General features: G+C 69.8%; 16 protein-coding genes. 6 read left to right on the top strand and 10 right to left on the bottom strand.

The window, feature by feature from the left end:
- Positions 1-158 precede the first annotated feature (158 nt).
- A complete protein-coding gene (locus BO221_RS56605; RefSeq protein WP_073565334.1) occupies positions 159-875 on the top strand; it encodes a hypothetical protein in 717 nt (238 codons plus the stop codon).
- Here the strand turns inward: BO221_RS56605 and BO221_RS35710 are convergent.
- From BO221_RS35710 to BO221_RS35695, 4 genes are all read right to left on the bottom strand, one after another.
- Complete coding sequence (locus BO221_RS35710; protein WP_198956255.1) at positions 872-2,368, bottom strand: serine/threonine-protein kinase; 1,497 nt, start codon at positions 2,366-2,368, stop codon at positions 872-874. The two genes, BO221_RS56605 and BO221_RS35710, sit on opposite strands and share 4 nt — an antisense overlap.
- Positions 2,369-2,432: 64 nt before the next feature.
- Positions 2,433-4,265: a molecular chaperone DnaK gene (dnaK, locus tag BO221_RS35705; protein WP_073565332.1), complete on the bottom strand. Its 1,833-nt coding sequence runs from the start codon at positions 4,263-4,265 to the stop codon at positions 2,433-2,435.
- A 6-nt stretch (positions 4,266-4,271) separates the two neighbouring features.
- Positions 4,272-5,282, bottom strand: coding sequence for a nucleotide exchange factor GrpE (gene grpE / locus BO221_RS35700; protein WP_073565331.1), 1,011 nt, complete (start codon positions 5,280-5,282; stop codon positions 4,272-4,274).
- A 103-nt stretch (positions 5,283-5,385) separates the two neighbouring features.
- Positions 5,386-5,877: a transcriptional regulator gene (locus tag BO221_RS35695; protein WP_073565330.1), complete on the bottom strand. Its 492-nt coding sequence runs from the start codon at positions 5,875-5,877 to the stop codon at positions 5,386-5,388.
- Between the two features lie 112 nt (positions 5,878-5,989).
- Between BO221_RS35695 and BO221_RS55070 the strand changes: the two genes are divergently transcribed.
- The 4 genes from BO221_RS55070 (at position 5,990) to BO221_RS35680 (ending at position 10,472) form a co-directional block, all read left to right on the top strand.
- The gene (locus BO221_RS55070; RefSeq protein WP_158079968.1) at positions 5,990-6,145 is read left to right on the top strand and encodes a hypothetical protein; all 156 of its coding nucleotides are present in this window, start codon (positions 5,990-5,992) and stop codon (positions 6,143-6,145) included.
- Between the two features lie 54 nt (positions 6,146-6,199).
- Positions 6,200-8,551: a putative Ig domain-containing protein gene (locus tag BO221_RS35690; RefSeq protein ID WP_073565329.1), complete on the top strand. Its 2,352-nt coding sequence runs from the start codon at positions 6,200-6,202 to the stop codon at positions 8,549-8,551.
- Between the two features lie 131 nt (positions 8,552-8,682).
- The gene (locus tag BO221_RS35685) at positions 8,683-9,552 is read left to right on the top strand and encodes a DUF1206 domain-containing protein (RefSeq protein ID WP_083681853.1); all 870 of its coding nucleotides are present in this window, start codon (positions 8,683-8,685) and stop codon (positions 9,550-9,552) included.
- Positions 9,553-9,623: 71 nt separating this feature from the next.
- Positions 9,624-10,472 (top strand): DMT family transporter, encoded by an 849-nt coding sequence (locus tag BO221_RS35680; protein ID WP_073565328.1) that lies wholly within the window; start codon positions 9,624-9,626, stop codon positions 10,470-10,472.
- 342 nt (positions 10,473-10,814) lie between these two features.
- On the opposite strand, the gene BO221_RS35675 is transcribed toward BO221_RS35680, so the two are convergent.
- The 4 genes from BO221_RS35675 to BO221_RS35660 all read right to left on the bottom strand — a co-directional run bounded on the left by BO221_RS35675 (position 10,815) and on the right by BO221_RS35660 (position 15,420).
- Positions 10,815-12,494: an FAD-dependent monooxygenase gene (locus tag BO221_RS35675; RefSeq protein ID WP_073565327.1), complete on the bottom strand. Its 1,680-nt coding sequence runs from the start codon at positions 12,492-12,494 to the stop codon at positions 10,815-10,817.
- 64 nt (positions 12,495-12,558) lie between these two features.
- On the bottom strand, positions 12,559-13,635 hold the full coding sequence (locus BO221_RS35670; RefSeq protein ID WP_073565326.1) for a dipeptide epimerase: 1,077 nt from the start codon (positions 13,633-13,635) through the stop codon (positions 12,559-12,561).
- A gap of 17 nt (positions 13,636-13,652) precedes the next feature.
- Positions 13,653-14,405 (bottom strand): ABC transporter permease subunit, encoded by a 753-nt coding sequence (locus BO221_RS35665; RefSeq protein WP_073565325.1) that lies wholly within the window; start codon positions 14,403-14,405, stop codon positions 13,653-13,655.
- Positions 14,392-15,420 carry an ABC transporter ATP-binding protein gene (locus BO221_RS35660; RefSeq protein WP_158079967.1) on the bottom strand — a complete coding sequence of 343 codons (1,029 nt, stop codon included), beginning with the start codon at positions 15,418-15,420 and terminating at the stop codon, positions 14,392-14,394. Before BO221_RS35660 ends, BO221_RS35665 begins: the two co-directional genes overlap by 14 nt.
- Between BO221_RS35660 and BO221_RS55065 the strand changes: the two genes are divergently transcribed.
- Positions 15,419-15,850 carry a cereblon family protein gene (locus tag BO221_RS55065; RefSeq protein ID WP_073565323.1) on the top strand — a complete coding sequence of 144 codons (432 nt, stop codon included), beginning with the start codon at positions 15,419-15,421 and terminating at the stop codon, positions 15,848-15,850. The genes BO221_RS35660 and BO221_RS55065 overlap by 2 nt on opposite strands.
- On the opposite strand, the gene larC is transcribed toward BO221_RS55065, so the two are convergent.
- A complete protein-coding gene (gene larC / locus BO221_RS35650; RefSeq protein WP_073565322.1) occupies positions 15,834-17,006 on the bottom strand; it encodes a nickel pincer cofactor biosynthesis protein LarC in 1,173 nt (390 codons plus the stop codon). The genes BO221_RS55065 and larC overlap by 17 nt on opposite strands.
- Positions 17,007-17,088: 82 nt before the next feature.
- Positions 17,089-17,841, bottom strand: a complete 753-nt coding sequence (larB, locus tag BO221_RS35645; protein ID WP_073565321.1) for a nickel pincer cofactor biosynthesis protein LarB — start codon at positions 17,839-17,841, stop codon at positions 17,089-17,091.
- Positions 17,842-17,855: the final 14 nt, after the last annotated feature.

Genomic DNA, 17,855 nt, shown 5'->3' with positions numbered 1-17,855 from the left:
CCCGCTCCCCCCCGGGTTTTTCCACCCGGAGTCCCAGCCCTTCCCCCCTCGAAGGACCCCCGAGCCGCCGAGGCCCTCGCCCCTCTCCTCCCCGGAGGATGCCCTCCCCCGCCCCGGTCCCCACCTTTCCAGGAGACGAACATTCCCAGGAGGCCGACATGTATCAGCGAGGCGACATCAAGGAAGGCATGACGGTCCGCAGCATCGACGGCCACAAGCTCGGCAAGGTGTATGCCGTCGGGGACATGGAGTTCCATATCGAGAAGGGGTTGTTCTTCCCGAAGGACTACTCCGTCCGGTACTCGGAGATCAGCGACCTGCGCAACGGGGAGATCATCCTGGCCCATGGCAAGGACAGCCTCCGGGCGTTCTCCGACGAGGTGCCCTACGGCTCGGACACCATCGCCCAGCGCGAGGGCATCGGGAACGGCCGGGTGTCGGGGACGGACAGCGCATGGATGAACCAGGGTGAGCGCACGGGGCTGCCCTTCAACGCGCGCCCCGAGGAGTTGCGCACGCAGGACCTGGGGGCCCAGGAGATCGGCCCGTACAACACGGAAGGCGCCCGGGCCAGCCCCATCCTCACCGAGGAGGACCGGAACCGGGGCATCGGCATCCCCATCCCGCGCGAGGGGGTGGACCGGCCCGTGATGCGCGCCACCTACGAGGAGACGGTGGTGACGTCCACGCCCCTGCGCGCCGAGGAGGAATCCGCCCGGGAGCGCGTGATGACGGATGACGAGCTGCTGCACGTCCACGACGAGCTCTACGGCGACGGCCACATGCGGACGGCGGTGCGCCGGGACGACACGGAGGGCACGCGCAAGCTGGACCTCAGCGGCGAGAACGATCCGAAGAACAAGCGCGGCATCTAACCGCGCGAGCGGCTCGTCGTGGCGGGGCGCAACCGCGTCTCCCCCACGGCGGGCGTGTTCGAAGCGAGGTGGACGCGCTCCAACCGCTCGAACCCCCGCAGGCGCTCGGGGAAGTGCGTGGCCATGAGCCGGCCCAGGTCCCCCTCGCGCGCCGGGGCACACGCCTCCGCCAGCGCCTCCGCCATCTCGAGCGCGTTGGCGAAGCGGTTGCCCGGCTGCTTCGCGAGCGCCACATCCAACACCTCCCACAACGGCAGGGACAGGCTCGCTGGACGGCTCAGCTTGTCGTCGCAGATGGCGTGCATGGACTCCAGCTCGTCCCCCCGGTCGAAGGCACGCTTGCCCGTGAAGGCCTCGTAGAGGATGAGGCCCATGGCGAAGAGATCGCTGCGCGCGTCCAGGCGGTCACCCCGCGCCTGCTCCGGCGACATGTAGAGCGGCTTGCCCTTCACGATGCCCGGCAGCGTCACGGTGCGCTGGGCGCGTGCCTTGGCCACGCCGAAGTCCAGCACCTTCACCCGCCCGTCGAAGCCCACCATCAGGTTGTGCGGCGACAGGTCCCGGTGCACCAGCCGCAGTGACACGCCGTCCTCGCCCCGCGCCTGGTGCGCCGCGTGCAGCCCGTGCAGCGCCTGCAGGACGATGGCCACCGTCATGTCCGGCGAGGGCCGCGCCGTCTTCAGCACCCGGTCGAAGTCCACCCCGCGCACCAGCTCCATCACCAGGTAGTAGGCGCCCTGCGACTCGCCGAAGTCGTGGAAGGTGACGAGGTTGGGGTGGCTCAGCCGCAGCCCGATGCGGGCCTCGTCCAGGAACTGCTTCACGATGTCCGGGTCCGAGGCCAGGTGCGGCAGGATCCGCTTGAGCGCCACCAGCCGGCCGAGCCCCTCCGGGCCCCGCGTGCGCGCCACCAGCACCTGCGCCATGCCCCCGGTGCCCAGCGGCGTCACCAGCTCGTAGCGGCCGATGCGCCCGCGCGGCCCCGTGAGGGGATCATCCTCGGGGGCCAGCTCGTCCAGCCGCTCCAGCACGCCGCGGCCGTCGGTGAGCGACAGGAAGGCCAGCACCGCGTTGTCCAGCTGGTCGCCAATGGCCTCCACCAGCTTCATCACCAGCCAGCCGCCGTCCTCGAAGCGCCCCTCCACCACCAGCCCCAGGGTGCCCAGCTCCAACCGCCCGAGCGCCAGCGGCGCGCAGAACAACATCCGCGTGTCGGACAGGGGGTGGGCGCCCTTCCAGGTGGCGGCCTCGAAGACGTCCACGCCGGGCTGGCCGAGCACCCGGGTGAGCACGGGGCCCGCCGTGCCCCGGAGGCTGACGAAGCCCGCCGACGCATGCACCAGCCGCGCGCACTGGGTGAGGAAGACATCCACCGCCGCATCGAGGCTCAGCCCCCGCTCCAGGCAGTCCTCGAGGATGTCGTCCGCCATCCGCACCACGGCGTTGAGGCCGCGCAGGAAGGCGACTTCGGCTTCGAGCGAAGGGAATTCCACGGTGCGGATTGAACAACGAGAAGGAGGGCTCCGGGAAGAGCCCTCCTTGAAGCTCGGGAGAGAATCAGGAACCGGACTTCGACTGGTCCGCGTAGAGCGCGTCCGCGATGCGGTAGGCGCTGGTCTCCAGGCGCTGGTAGGCCTCCTTGATGGCGGCCGCGTCCGTGCCCTTGAACAGCTCCTTGAGGTGCTCCACGTCCGCCTTGATTTCCTCGCGGTCCTTCTCCTGGAGGACGTTGCCGTACTCCTCCAGGCTCTTCTCCGTGGTGTAGATGAGCGAGTCGGCGTTGTTGCGCAGCTCGGCCAGCTCCTTCTTGAGCTTGTCCGTGGACTGGTTGGCCTGGGCGTCGGAGATCATCGTTTGGATCTCCGCCTCGGACAGGCCCGAGTTGCCCACCACGCGCACCTGCTGAACCTTGCCGGTGCCCAGGTCCTTGGCGCTCACGTGCACGATGCCGTTGGCGTCGATGTCGAAGGACACTTCGATCTGCGGCACACCACGGGGCGCCGGGGGAATACCCACCAGCTCGAAGCGCGCCAGCGTCTTGTTGTCCACCGCCATCTCGCGCTCGCCCTGTAGCACGTGCACGCTCACCAGCGGCTGGTTGTCCACCGCGGTGGAGAACACCTGGCCCTTCTTGCAGGGGATGGTGGTGTTCTTGTCGATGATTTTGGTGAAGACGCCGCCGGCCGTCTCCACGCCGAGCGACAGCGGCGTCACGTCCAGCAGGAGGACGTCCTTCACCTCGCCCTTGAGCACGCCGCCCTGGATGGCCGCGCCCACGGCGACGACCTCGTCCGGGTTGATGCCCTTGTGCGGCTCCTTGCCGAAGAAGTCCTTCACCTTCTGCTGCACGGCCGGCATGCGCGTCATGCCGCCCACCAGCAGCACCTGGTGCACCTGCTGCGCGGAGATGCCCGCGTCCTTGAGCGCGATGCGGCACGGCTCGATGGAGCGATCCACGAGGTCCGCCACCAGCGCCTCGAAGGTGCTGCGCTCCACCGTCTCGGTGAGGTGCTTGGGGCCCGTGGCGTCCGCGGTGATGAAGGGGAGGTTCACCTCCGTCTCCGTCGCGCTGGACAGCTCGTGCTTGGCGCGCTCGGCCGCCTCCTTCAGGCGCTGCAGCGCCATGCGGTCCTTGCGCAGGTCCAGGCCGTTGTTCTGCTCGGCGAAGCGCTTGGCCAGGAAGTCGATGAGGCGCTGATCGAAGTCCTCACCGCCCAGGAAGGTGTCGCCGTTGGTGCTCTTGACCTCGAAGACGCCCGAGCTGAGCTCCAGGATGGAGATATCGAACGTGCCACCGCCCAGGTCGTAGACGGCGATGCGCTCGGAGCCGGAGTCGCGCACCTTGTCCAGGCCGTAGGCGAGCGCGGCGGCGGTGGGCTCGTTGATGATGCGCAGCACGTTGAGGCCGGCGATGCGGCCCGCGTCCTTGGTGGCCTGGCGCTGGCTGTCGTTGAAGTAGGCCGGGACGGTGATGACCGCCTCGGTGACGGGCTCGCCCAGGTAGTCCTCGGCCGTCTGCTTCATCTTCATCAGCACGATGGCGCTGATTTCCGGCGGGCTGTAGCCCTTGCCGCGGATCTCCACCCAGGCGTCCCCGTTGGGGCTGGGTGCCACGCGGAAGGGACTCACGCTGATGGCCTTCTTGGCCTCGGGCGAGTCGAACTTGCGGCCGATGAGCCGCTTGACGGCGAACACCGTGTTCTCCGGGTTGGTGATGCCCTGCCGCTTGGCAATCTGGCCCACCAGACGCTCACCGGACTCGGTGAAGCCCACCATGGAAGGCGTGGTGCGACTGCCCTCGCTGTTGGGGATGACCACCGGCTCGCCGCCCTCCATGACGGCGACGCACGAGTTGGTCGTCCCCAGATCGATTCCAATCACCTTGCCCATGGCGTTCTACTGATTCTCCGAAGGAGTGGTTCCGCTCTGCTCGGCGGTGGTTCCCCCCGTGGGTCCACCCTCCGGCGTCGTTTCTGAAGAGGTTGCCTCGGCCGCGGGCGGCGGGGCGGCGGGCGCACGCGCCACCACGACCAGCGCGGGCCGCATGAGCCGCTCGTTGAGCGTGTAGCCGCGCACGGCCTCGTAGAGGACGTGGCCCGCGGGCACCGCCGCGCTCTCCACCTGCTGCATGGCCTCGTGCAGGCGGGGATCGAACGGCTGGCCGGCGGCGGAGAAGCCCTTCACGCCGTGCTTGCCGAACGCGCTGTCGAACAGCTTGCGCGTCATCTCCACACCGGTGCGCAGGCTCTCGAAGTCCGAGGACTTCTGGGCCGCCTCCAGCGCGCGATCCAGATTGTCCACTACCGGAAGGAAGTCCTTGAGCAGGCGCTCGGAGCCGAACTTCTGGACCTCCTCCTTCTCCTTCTGGGCGCGCTTGCGGTAGTTCTCCAGGTCCGCCGCGGCGCGCAGGGCCCGCTCGTGGGTGTCCTTGAGCCGGTCCATCGTCTCGCGGCTGCGGGACTGGCTGAACTCGAGTTGCTGGCGCGCCTCTTCCAGCTCGCGGCGGCTTTGAGCCAGCAGCTCACGCGCCTCGTCCCGCGCGCGGCGCATCTCCTTCAAATCCCGATGGGCGTCATGCAACGCGGCCCGGAGCCCGCCATCATTGGGAGCCGCGGGAGGCTCGGGCTCGGTGACACAACCCTCGGGGATCGCCACTTCCATGGTGACCCCACCCTCGGGGATCTCCATCTCCATGGTGACCACGCCCTCGGGACCATCCATGTCCATGGCGACCCCGCTCTCGGGGAGGTCCATGGACATGGTGGTGATGGTCTCGGGCACCTCGCCCTCCCGCTCCAGGGCGGGAGACTGGACGTGACGATCGACGCTTTCGAGCGCCGCGTCGATGACGTCCTGCGAGATGTCCGTCTGGAAGCTGCCCTTCTCGTCTCGGTTGGAGCCGGCCACGGGCGCACTATGTCATGGGGCGCAGGTTGATCCAACGCCCGGTGCGGCCTGACGCAGGCCGCCCATGTGCCCTCCCTAGAGGATTCCAGCGGATGAAGGCTCCTCAGGAGGCCGGACGGGCGGGCTTCTTGCGGCCGATGGACTTCTTCGTGCCCGTCTTGGCCGCGGCCTTCTTCGCGGGGGCCTTGGCGGCCGTCTTCTTGCGGCCGATGGACTTGGCGCCCGTCTTGGCCGGGGCCTTCTTCTCCGCGGGGGGCGCGGCGGCCGGGGGCTGGGCCTTCGCCTTGGGGGCGGCCGTCCCGGGAGGCGGGCCCGCCGGGGTGGAGGCGCCCTTGTTGCCCTCGATGGCGCCCTCGATGGTTTGCTCCACCTGACGCACGGCGGACTCGAGGCGCTCGGCGACCTGCTTGCCCGCCGTGACCGCGAAGGTACGCAGGTTCTCGATGCCCTCCTTCACCTTGGCCTGCTTGGCGGGGTCCTTCACCTCCACCATCAGCCGCTGCGCCTCGGTCTTGAGCTCCTCGCTGGAGCGCTTGAGCTCCTCACCGGTGCGCTTGAAGAAGTCCATCAACTGCTTGTCCCATTTCTCGGCCATCGGTCTCTTCTCCCTCACGGACAGTGCGGTCCGCCCCGGCGAGCGCAGACCACCTCATCAGACTGCACCCCCGACTGGAGCGCAAAAGCAATCTTCACCCCCGCAGAGACGGATGAGAGCGGCCCTGATTGCCGCGGCGGTCCCGCTCGCGGTGCCGGCCCTGGCGCGGAACACCGGGAAGGGCTTCAAGGACGAGCGCGAACGCCTCCTGACAACGTCCACCCCGTCCGCCGTGTCACGCTTCTGTGCCGGCCCGCTGACGGGCTAGAATCGGGCTTCCCCGCGGGGCTGGAGATGCCCCGAGTCCGGAGCCCGACCCGTCATGCCGTTCGCCCGCCTGTTGGGGATGCTCGCCGTCCTCACCCTCCTCGGTGCCTGCCCGGAGCCCACGCCCCCCGAGCCCGAGCCCCTCCAGCTGCCCGGCCTGGAGCCGATGGAGACCACCGCGGGCGCGTCCTTCCAGGTGGAGCTCGGCGCCACCGGAGGCATCCCGCCCCTGCGGCACTCGTTGGAGAAGCTGCCGCCCGGCCTCTTCTTCTCCACCGGCGACGGCCTGCTGAGGGGCGCCACCACGGTGGCGGGCCCGTACACCTTCACGGTGCAGGTGAAGGACGCGGCGGGCACCACGGAGACGGGCACCTACCAGCTGCTCGTCCACCCCGCTCCCACTGTCACCACCGTCTCGCTGCCCGCCGCCACGACAGGGGAGATGTACACCGTGCGGCTCGCGGCCACCGGAGGCAAGGGGACCCTGCGTTGGTCTCTGATGGGTGGGGCGCTGCCCTCGGGCCTCGTGCTGAGCGAGGACGGCCAGCTCACGGGCGTGCCGCTGGAATCGGGCTCCTTTTACCCCACCGTGCGCGTGCAGGACGTCCACGGCGCACAGGCCGGGAAGGTGTTCGGGCTGGTGGTCCACGCGGGCACGGCCGGCGGCAGTGACGGCGGCACCGATGGCGGCGGTGGAGGGACGGACGGCGGTGGTGGAAGTGACGGTGGAACGGACGCGGGCATCCCCCCGCTGCCCTTCAGCGCGGCCAACTGGAACGTCGAGTGGTTCGGCTCCCCGGCCGGCGGTCCCACGGACGACGCCTTGCAGGTCCAGAACGTGAAGACGGTCATCACCCGGACGGACGCGGACTTCTGGGGCCTGCAGGAGCTGGTGGATGCCACGGAGTTCAACGAGCTGAAACAACTGACGGGCTACGAAGGCTTCATGGCCAACGACCCGCTCGTCCTGTACGGCAGCACCTACTACTACGACGGAGAGCAGATGGTCGGTATCCTCTACCGGCCGGGCGTGGTGAGCGTGCTGGACGCGCGGATCATCCTCACCTCCTACAACTACGAATTCGGCACGCGGCCGCCCCTGCAGGTGAAGCTGCGCATCACGCGCGGCGAGACGAGCGTGGACGTGGTGGCCATCGTGCTGCACATGAAGGCGCTCAGCGACACGACCTCCTACAACCGCCGCAAGGGCGCGGCGGCGGCACTCAAGGGCTACCTGGATGCCCTGCCCGCGGACACGTCCGTCATCGTGCTCGGCGACTGGAACGATGACGTGGACATCTCCATCACCAAGGACTCCACGAGCGGCGCCTACATGCCCACGCCGTACCAGAACTTCGTGGATGACTCGGCGGACTACGCCTTCCTCACCCAGCCCCTGTCCTTCGCCAACGTGCGCAGCACGGTGAGCAACACCGAGTTCATCGACCACCAGCTCGTCAGCAACGCGCTCCGGGCGGGCTACGTGAGCAACTCCACCCAGGCCCTGCGGCCGGACACCTATATCTCCCAGTACAAGGACACCACCTCGGACCACTACCCGATCTTCAGCCGCTTCACGTTCAACGTGACGCCCCCGCCACCGCCACCCGTGCACATCACCTCGCCCAACGGCGGTGAGCAGCTCGCATCGGGGACCGTGCAGACCCTCACCTGGACGGCGGAAGACGTCAGCTCGGTGAATCTCGATTTCTCACCGGACAACGGCGTGACGTGGCAGGTGCTGGCCTCGAGCGTCCCCGCGGAGAGCGGGCAGTACACGTGGACGGTCCCCTCCGTTCCGGCGACGACGGCGCAGGCCCGCGTGCGGGTGAGCGATGCCGCGGCTCCGGCGGCGGCGGACCAGAGCGACACGGCGTTCACCGTGTCCTGGCCTCCGCCGGTGTTCATCAATGAGTACCTGCCCCACGAGCCGCCCGTCTCCGGTGGCACCGACCGTGACTACGCGCAACAGTTCGTGGAGCTGGTGAATGGCTCCACGAGCACGGTGGACCTCGGCGGCTGGGGGGTGAACGACCGCGGCAGCTATGGGCTCCCGGTGCCCCGGCACGCTTTCCCCTGGGGGACGTTGCTCGGTCCAGGCAAGTCCGTCGTCATCTACTCGGGCGCCACCGCCATCCCCCCGGGAGCGACGAACGCGGTGGCGGCCTCGAGCGGCGGGCTCTTCTTCAACAAGGGCACCAACCACGGCGGCAGCGGTGACGCCGTCTACCTGCAGAACGGCGCGAAGCAGCTCGTGGACAGCACCACCTACGACGCCTCCATCGAAGCCGTCTCGTACAACCGGAGCCCGGATGCGAACCGCACCGGAAGCTTCGTGTTGCACAACGTGCTGAACCCGGGGCTCGGCTCCTCGCCGGGCAAGCGGGCGGAGGGGAGCGACTTCTAGCCACCGGTCCGGGGAGCGGGCTTGCGGCCAGGCGCTCCCCGAGACATGTCGCCTCGTGTGCCTACCTTCCGAAGGGATGCACCGCACCGCCGGACAGTGGCTCCGGCGCTCCGGTGTGGGAGGGAGGAGCGATGGTGAACGGACTCGGCCGGAAGGCCTCGGAGTTGAAGCAGCAGGGTGACCGTCTCGGGGCGAAGGCGATGCACCACCCGTGGATGGTGCCACTGGCCCGCCTGGGCTACCTGGCCAAGGGCGTGGTGTACGCGGTGATTGGCGTGCTCGCGCTCCAGGTCGCCTTCGGCTCGGGAGGAAAGACGACCGACACGAAGGGCGCGCTGGCCACGCTCGCCCAGGAGTCCTGGGGCAAGGTGCTGCTCGCCGTGGTGGCGGTGGGCCTGGTGGGCTACGTGCTCTGGCGCGTGGTGCAGGCCTGGATGGATCCGGACGGCAAGGGCACCGGCGCGAAGGGGCTCCTCCTCCGGGGCTTCTACCTGGTGAGCGCCGCCATCCACACGTTCCTCGCCCTCGCCGCCTTCCGCCTCGTGCTGGGAGCGGGAGGCGCCGGCTCGAGTGGAGACCAGAGCGCCCAATCCTGGACGGCCCGGTTGATGTCGCAGCCCTTCGGACAGGCGCTGGTCGCCGTCGTGGGACTCGTCATCGCCGGCATGGGCGTGTGGCAGGCCTACAAGGCCTGGAAGGAGAAGTTCCGCAAGAAGCTCCGGCTGGACACGCTGCGCCCCCAGCAGGCGGAGTGGGCGGTGCGCATCTCCAAGCTGGGCATCCTCGCGCGTGGGCTCGTCTTCGTGCTGATCGGCGGGTTCCTCGTCCAGGCGGCGCTCACCGCCAACCCCCGGCGAGCCCGGGGACTGGACGGCGCCCTGGAGACACTCGCGGCCCAACCCCACGGAGCCGTGCTGCTCGCCGTGGCCGCCGCGGGGCTCGTGGCCTACGCCGTCTACATGGCCGTCGAGGCCCGGTACCGGCGATTCCTCGGCGCCTGACCGTCCCCCTGAACGCGCCCGCGCGGGTGGCTTTCCCCGGGTGACCGGCATATGAGTCACCCGCGCGTCCCATGGTTCGCTCCCGCCTCTACCTGCTCGCCGCCGCCGTGCTCTGGTCCACCGCCGGCGCCGCCGTGAAGCTCTGCTCCCTGACGGCCTGGCAGATCGCCTCTGGCCGCTCGCTCATCGCGGCGCTGGTGCTCGCGCTCGCCTTCCCCGCCGGCCGCAAGCTCCCCTCCCGGAGAGGGCTCGTGGCCGCGCTGGCCTACGCCGTCACGGTGGTGTCGTTCATCATCGCCAACAAGCTCACCACCTCCGCCAACGCCATCTTCCTGCAGGACACCGCGCCGCTCTACGTGCTGCTCCTGTCCCCGCTCGTGCTGCGCGAGCGCCCCTCGCGCGGTGAGCTCGCCGCCGTCCCCGTGTTCCTGCTCGGCCTGAGCCTCTTCTTCCTGGATCAACTCGCGCCCGGGCAGCTCTGGGGCAATGTGATTGCCCTGGGCTCGGGCGTTGCGTTCGCCATGGCCATTCTCGGGCTGCGCGCGGTGGGCGAGGAGGGATCGTCCGTGCTCGTGTGGGGCAACCTCATCGCGGGCTTCAGCGTCCTGGTGCCCTCGCTCGGTGGTCCCACGCCCACGGCCCTGGATGCCGGGCTGCTCCTGTTCCTCGGCGTATTCCAGCTCGGCCTCGCCTATACGCTCTTCCATCGCGGCCTGCGCGAGACACCCGCGGTGGAGGCCTCGCTGCTCATCCTGATCGAGCCCGTGCTCAACCCCGTGTGGACCTTCCTCCTCGCCGGGGAGCGGCCTGGACCGTGGGCCCTGGTGGGCGGCGCCATCATCCTCCTGGCCACCGCGTGGCGCACGCTGCTGGGCGCCGGCGCCTCCGCGCGGACTCCGGCGCGAGAAGCCCAGGGCTGAGAAGACTCCGGCCGGACCCATTCCACTCGTCACCGGTGACCAGTGAAACGCACCGAGGCCATTCCGCTTGTCACCGGTGACCAGTGGATTGCGCCGGATCCATTCCGCTTGTCACCGGTGACAAGTGAAACGCACCGAGGCCATTCCGCTTGTCACCGGTGACAAGTGAAACCCGTCGCTCTCATTCCACTCGTCACCGGTGACGAGTGGATTGCCTCAGGTCCATTCCACTCGTCACCGGTGACCAGTGAAACCCGCCAGGCAAGCAAGAGCACCGGACTTTTGTGCTCCTGACGGCAGGAAGACCCTCACCCCAGCCCTCTCCCAAAGGGAGAGGGTGTTTCAGCTCGCGACGCGCTTCTCGCCGCCCGCTCCGGGTGGACCCATCCGCCGGGCGAGCTCCGCTTCCAGCCGCTTCGGCTCGATGGGCCTCTCCCGGTGCCCCACATACCCGTCCGGCCGGACCAGGTAGAAGCACTCCGCCCCCGCCCCGAAGCGTCGATGCAACGCCCCTTCCCCATCGGCCAGCACGAAGGGCCCCGGCGTTCCCTCTCCCGCCACCACCACGCGCGCCCTCAGCAGCGGCCCATACGCCTCCTCCAACCGCCTCGCGAGCGCCACCAGCCCGCTCCGCGCCTTCGCCTCGGGCTTCAGCCCGGTGAACAGCAGCAGCGTGTGCTGGGGGCCGCGCAGTACCTCGTGCAGGCGCTCCACCCCCTCCCCCTTCACCGGCAGCTCCGGCACACGCTCCCCGGGCGCGGGGCCCTCCTCCAACCGCACGCCGCCCACCTCCTCGCCCCAGATGCGCTCGGTGGCCAGCGGGCTGCGCCTGTAATGGATGGCGAGCTGCGTGACGAAACGCGCCATGAGCCGCTGTGTGTAGGAGCCCCCAAGCACCCTCTTCGCCACCCGGGGCACCACGTACGTCCGCAGCAACCGGGAAGGGGTCCCTCCCTGAGCCATGAGGCCAAAGAGCCGATCCGTCCCCTTCAGCAACGTCTGCCCCACCGGATGCCGCTCCAGCTCGTAGGTGTCGAGCAGCGACTCCGGCGCACGCCCCTTGCTCACGAGCGCCAGCTTCCAGGCGAGGTTGTACGCATCCTGGATGCCCGTGTTCATCCCCTGCCCTCCCGCCGGGCTGTGGATGTGCGCCGCGTCCCCCGCGAGGAACACCCGGCCCTGCCGGTAGCGCGGCACGCCCCGGCGGTGCAGCCGGTAGCGCGTCAACCAGCGCGGCTCGCTCACACGCACCGGCACGTTCGACATGCGCTCCAGGATGCGCTGCATCTCCTCCAGCGTGAGGGGCGTCGTCTCGTCGCCCTCCGGGAGCATGTCCCTCGGCATGATGCAGAACAGCCGGTAGCGGTACTCCCCCGGCATGGGGAAGGCCCCCACCACGCCGTGCATGGACGGCATGAGGACCAGCTCCCCCTGCCCCAGCGGCCACTCCACGCGCACGTCCGCCAGCACGCACGCGTCGTCATACGTCTCGCCCTCGAAGGGGATGCCCGCCCCCTTGCGCACCCGGCTGCGCGCGCCGTCACACCCCAGCAGCCAACGCGCCTTCACCCGCTCCACTCCCCCCTCCGCCCGCTTCAGCGTGGCCTCCACGCCGTCCGCGTCCTGCCGGAAATCCTCCAGCGTCAGGCCCCGCTCCACCTTCACCCCCAAGGTGCCCAGGTACTCGGTGAGCAGCGCCTCGGTGGCGTCCTGCGGCAACATGAAGATGAAGGGGAAGCGCGTCTCCAACCACGAGAAGGCCTGCATGGGCACTCGCGTGCGCACGCCTCCCGCGCCCACCACGTTGAAGGCCTCGGTCTTGCGCCCCCGCGCGAGCGCCTGCTCGGCGATGCCGAAGTCGTCGAAGACCTCGAGCGTGCGCGCCTGCACCGCCAACGCGCGCGACAGCACCGAGGGCGCCTCGAGCTGCTCCACCAGCCGGCACCGCAGGCCATGCCGCGCCAGCTCCGAGGCCATCGTCAGGCCCGTGGGCCCGGCTCCCACCACGAGTGCGTCCAACATGCCGTCTCCCCTGCCCGGCTCACACCGCCGGTACGAGCCACCCTGGCACAGGAGCCCGGCTCGCTCAATCCAGGTCCACGCCGTGGCCCGCCTGGACGTGGCCGATGTCCACCCGCCCGTCCTGCATACGCAGGCCGCCACGGAAGGAGTGCTCGCGGATGAAGAGGTGCGTGTCCAGGTCCGCGTAGTCGAAACCGCCCAACCCGGCGGCGAAGTGCGCCGCGCTGCTCATGGCCAGGGTGCTCTCCACCATGCCGCCCATCATCAGCTCCATGCCCGAGGCACGCGCCAGGTTCCACATGGCCAGCGACTCCACCACGCCACTCTTCATCAACTTGAGGTTGATGCCGTGCGCCCCACCCTCGCGCGCCAGACGCAGCACGTCCTTCGCCGAGCGCGCCGACTCGTCCGCGCAGATGGGCACCCGCGACGAGCGCGTCAGCTCCGCCATGCCCTCCCAGTCCTCGCGTGGCACCGGCTGCTCGAAGAGCGCCAGCGGCACCCCCTCGGCCTCCAGTCCCGAGAGGAAGGCGCGCGACTGCGCCACCGTGTAGCCCCCGTTGGCGTCCGCGAACAGCCGCGCACCGGGCGCCTCGCGGCGGATGATGACCATGCGCCGCACGTCCTCCTCCGCCGACAGCGCCCCCACCTTTACCTTGATGGTGCGGATGCCCCTCGCGATGATCGCCCGGGCCGAGGACGCCGCGTGCGCCTCGTCACCGGCCGTCACCGTCATGTCGATGTCCAGCCCCGTGCCCGCCCCGCCGAAGAAGGCGAACAGCGGCATCCGGTAGTGCCGGCCCAACGCGTCCAGCAACGCCAGCTCCAGGCCGCAGCGCGCCGAGGGAGCCCCCGGCAGGGCCTCGCCCAACAGCGCCGCGAGCGGACGCCAGCCGCGCGCGTCCTTCCCGAGCACCGCTTGACGCACGGAGCGGAGCGCCTCGAGCGTGCTCGCCTGCGTCTCGCCCGACACCGCCGTGAGGGGCGCGGACTCGCCCAGGCCCACCGTGCCGTCCGCCAGCGTCAGCCGGATGAGCACGTTGTTCGCCATGGTGGGCGCCCCGGTGGCGATGGCGAAGGGCTCGGTGAGCGCGAGGTCCAACGGCTCGAAGTTCAGGTCGGTGATGAGGGTGGGGAGCATGGGCTTCCAGGGGGGATTCAACGCAGCAGACGCTCGAAGGTGACCACCTTCATGGCCACGAAGGTGGCGGCCCCGGACCCTACCGCGAACAGCGCCGCGAGCAGTAGCGAGGAGAGGGAGGGGCCCGGCACCACCAGCGTGACGGCGAAGCAGACGAGGATGGTGGGGCCGATCAGCAGCCCGTTGATGTTGTTGGCCGTGCGGAAGTCACGCGCCAGCAGGCTGACGAGCAGCGCGCTGGTGGTGGAGAAGGTCAGCGACGTCAGCAGCACCGCCAGCAGGGCCAGCACGAAACCGGGCGAGCCGATGCCCAGCCCGATGATGAGCACGGCGTCCACGGAGAAGAGCACCAGCGTGACGAGCGAGGCCAGCGTGAGCAGGGCCAGCAGCTTGGCGAGCAATATCTGCCCCACGCGCACGGGCAGCGCCACCAGTAACTCGAGCGTGCGGGACTCGCGCTCGGTGATGAGGATGTAGCTGGCCGTCACCGAGGGCACGATGAGCCCGCCGAGCGCGACGAAGGGGACCATCATGGCCCGCATCATCGCCACGGGATCGTCCACGAGCTCCCGCATCCCCGGGGGCAGCGTCACACCGGGAGGGAGGTTCACCGGCTTCGCGGCCCCCATCTTCATCCCGAGCATCTGCAGCCCCGGGACGATGACCAGCAGGATGATGGGCAACAGCAGCGCCGTGAGCATCGCGCCGCGGCTGCGCACCAACTGGCGCCACTCCTTGCGGAAGAGGATGCGCACCTCACGCGCGAGCATCGTTCGCCCCCACGACTTCCAGGAACAGGTCCTCGAGGCTCGGCGTCACGACGCGGCACTCGTACACGTCCAGCCCCGCGCCGAGCAGGTGGCGCAGCAACCCGGGCGCCTGGGCCTCCGCATCCACCACGTGCACGTGCACCGCCTCCGCCTCGTGCGTGAACGCGAGGCCCTGTCCCGTGAGCGCCTCGGCCAGCCGCTCGGGTCCCTGGGTGGCGCGAAGCACGAGCACGGGTTGGATGCGCTGGCGCAGCGTGGCGATGCGCTCGTGCAGCAGCACCTTGCCCTGACGGAGGATGACCGCGCTCTCGCAGAGCGCCTCGGCCTCGGCCAGGTTGTGCGTGCACAGCAGTACCGTGCGGCCCGGCATCACCTTGCGCAGGAAGGTGTGCACCTCGCGCGTGGCCACCGGATCCAACCCCACCGTGGGCTCGTCCAGCAGCAGCACCTCCGGCGAGGACACGAGCGCGGCGGCCATGGACAACCGGCGCTGCATGCCGCCGGACAACTCCGCCATCCGCCGCGTGCGGAAGGGCGCCAGGCCAAAGGCCTCCACCACCTCGGGGATGTTCCCGCTGCCGTACAGGTCGCGCACCAATTGGAGGAAGTCATCCACCGTGAGGTCCCGGTACATGCCCGGAGACTGGGGGACGATGCCCACGCGCCGCTTGGCCTGGAGGAAGCTGGGGTCCTCAACGCCGAGCCCGAAGAGGCTCACCCGCCCGGACGAGGGCCGCAGTGCGCCGGTGAGCAGGCGGATGAGGGTCGTCTTCCCCGCGCCATTGGGGCCGAGCAGGCACGCCCGCTCCCCGGGCGAAATCCGGAAGCTCACCTGGTCGAGCGCCTGGACGCCGCCGGGGTACACCTTGGTGACGCTGGAGACCTCCAGCGGTACGTGTTCGTTCAGAGCCAGGCGATCGCCCTCCCACTCGCGCGGCGGACATACCACGCGGGCCCGGCCTTGCATCCCGCCCCGAGCATGGGCAAGAGCAGTCGAGGAGACTCGCCGCGTCATGAATCCGTCCCCCTGGCCACGACAGCCCCCTGGAGCACGGTGGTTCAAGAAGGACAGCCCCGCCGCTCCCGCCGAGGCCACGCCCGCCCGCCAGGCCGAGGATACGACGGAGACGCGTGAACCGGAGACACCGCTGTGCTGCGCGCGCTGCGGCCACGTCATCACCCGCGAGCGGGACCGCACCACCGTCAACGGCCGCTCCACGCATACCCGCGTCAATCCGTCCGGGTTCGTCTTCCACTTCGGTTGCTTCGCGCGGGCCGAGGGCTGTCTCGTCGCCGGCCCGCCCACCGCCGAGGCGAGCTGGTTCCCTGGCTTCGTCTGGCAGTACGCCATGTGCGCCGAATGCAAGACGCACCTGGGCTGGGCCTTCCACGGTGAGAGCAGCTTCCTCGGCCTGGTGCTGGACAGACTCACCGCGCCGAACTGAGCGCCGCCAGCGCAGCCGCCATCACCTGCTTGAGCGGCACTCCGGCGGCCTCGGCCACCTTGCGGCAATCCTCGAACTCGGGGTGGGCATTGAGCACCACGCCGTTGCGCAGGCCGCGCTTCACCCGCACCTTGCCCCACGGCGTCTCCACTTCCACCCAGTCGCGCTCCAGCGCCGTGCGCTCCACCGCGTAGGAACGCACCCCGAGCGTGGTGGACTCGCGCATCAGCGTGTCCACCACCGTCTCCTTCTTGCCCCCTTCCACCAGCACGCTCAGCACGTGCCCCGGCCGCGCCTTCTTCATCGTCGCCGGCACCACCCAGGCGTCCAGCGCGCCCTTCCCGAGCACGTGCTCCAGCAGGTACCCGAGCAACTGCGGCGTGCTGTCGTCCAGGTTGGCCTCCACCACCCAGAGGCCCTCGGCCCGTGCCTCCGCCCGGCCCATGGCCGCGCGCAGCACGTTGGGCCTGTCCTTGAAGTCCTTCGTCCCCACCCCGTAGCCGATGCGCTCCACGATGAAGTCCGGCGGCGGCTGGCCGATGCGCGCCAGCACCTTCAGCAGCGCCGCCCCCGTCGGCGTCGTCAGCTCGCCCACGCCCTCGAAGCGCACCGGCACGTCCCGGAGCAACTCCAGCGTCGCCGGCACCGGAATGGGCATGTTCCCGTGCGCCACCCGGATGGTTCCGCTCCCCAGCGGCGGCGGCGCTGAGTACACCTCCGGGTCTCCCAGCAGATCCAACACCACCGCCGCCCCGCAGATGTCCACGATGGAGTCCACCGCCCCCACCTCGTGGAAGTGGATGGCGTCGATGGACACCCCGTGCACCTTCGCCTCGGCCTCGCCGATGGCCCGGAACACCGCCAGCGCCCGCTCCTTCGCCCGCGGTGACAGCGTGTCCGCCGCCTCGATGAGCTGCCGGATGTCCGAGTATGCCCGGTGCGGGTGCGCCTCGCGCTCGTCCAGCACCACGTCCAGGTGCGTGCCACTGATGGCATGCCGCACCGCCCGGCTCACCGCCAGCTTCCAGCCCGGCACATTCAGCCCACTCAGCGCCCGGGCAATGGCCTCCGGCGTCACGCCGAGGTCCACTCCCGCCGCCAGGAACATGTCCCCCGCGATGCCGCCCACGGGCTCCAGGTAGAGAATCTTGCGCACGGTTGGTTCTCCCACGGGGCCGGATACCCTCACCCCGTCCCTCTCCCGGGGGGAGAGGGGATATTCGCTCAGGGTTGTTGGCTCAGCGCTGGCCCTTGGTGCGCGAGATCAGCGCCGCGTAGAAGCCGCCTCCGAAGCCGTTGTCGATGTTCATCGTCGCCACGTTGGAGGCGCACGAGTTCACCATCGTCAGCAGCGCGGACACGCCCCCGAAGTTGGCCCCGTAGCCCACCGACGTGGGCACCGCCACCACCGGAATGCCCACCAGCCCACCCACCACGCTCGCCAGCGCCCCCTCCATGCCCGCCACCACCACCACCGCGTGCGCGTCTTGAATCTCCTCGCGCCGCCGCAATAGCCGGTGGAGGCCCGCCACCCCCACGTCGTACACGCGCTTCACCGTGGCCCCCATCGCCTCCGCCGTGATGGCCGCTTCCTCCGCCACCGGGATGTCGCTCGTCCCCGCCGTCACCACCGACACCTTCCCCGCCTTCGGCTTGCCCTGCTTCAAATGGAAGATGCGCGCCATCGAGTGGTACTCGCCCTTGGGGAAGGCGGCCAGGAGCGCCTCGGCCTTGTCCGGCTGCAACCGCGTCACCAGCACCGGCTGCTTGCGCTCCACCAGCTTGCCCACGATGCCCAGCACCTGCTCCGCCGTCTTCGGCTCGCCGAGCACCACCTCGGGAAAGCCGAAGCGCAGGCTTCGGTGGGTGTCCACGGTGGCATAGCCGAGCTCGGCGAACGGCAGATCCTTCAGCTGGCCCACGGCGTCATCCACCGAGACCTTGCCGCCCTTCACCTGCTCGAGCAGTCGGGTGAGCGTCTTCTCGTCCATGCCCGCCCCTCTAC

The organism is Archangium sp. Cb G35 (assembly GCF_001896145.1).
GTDB classification, from domain to species: domain Bacteria; phylum Myxococcota; class Myxococcia; order Myxococcales; family Myxococcaceae; genus Archangium; species Archangium violaceum.
This window is presented reverse-complemented; position numbering and strand designations above follow the sequence as displayed.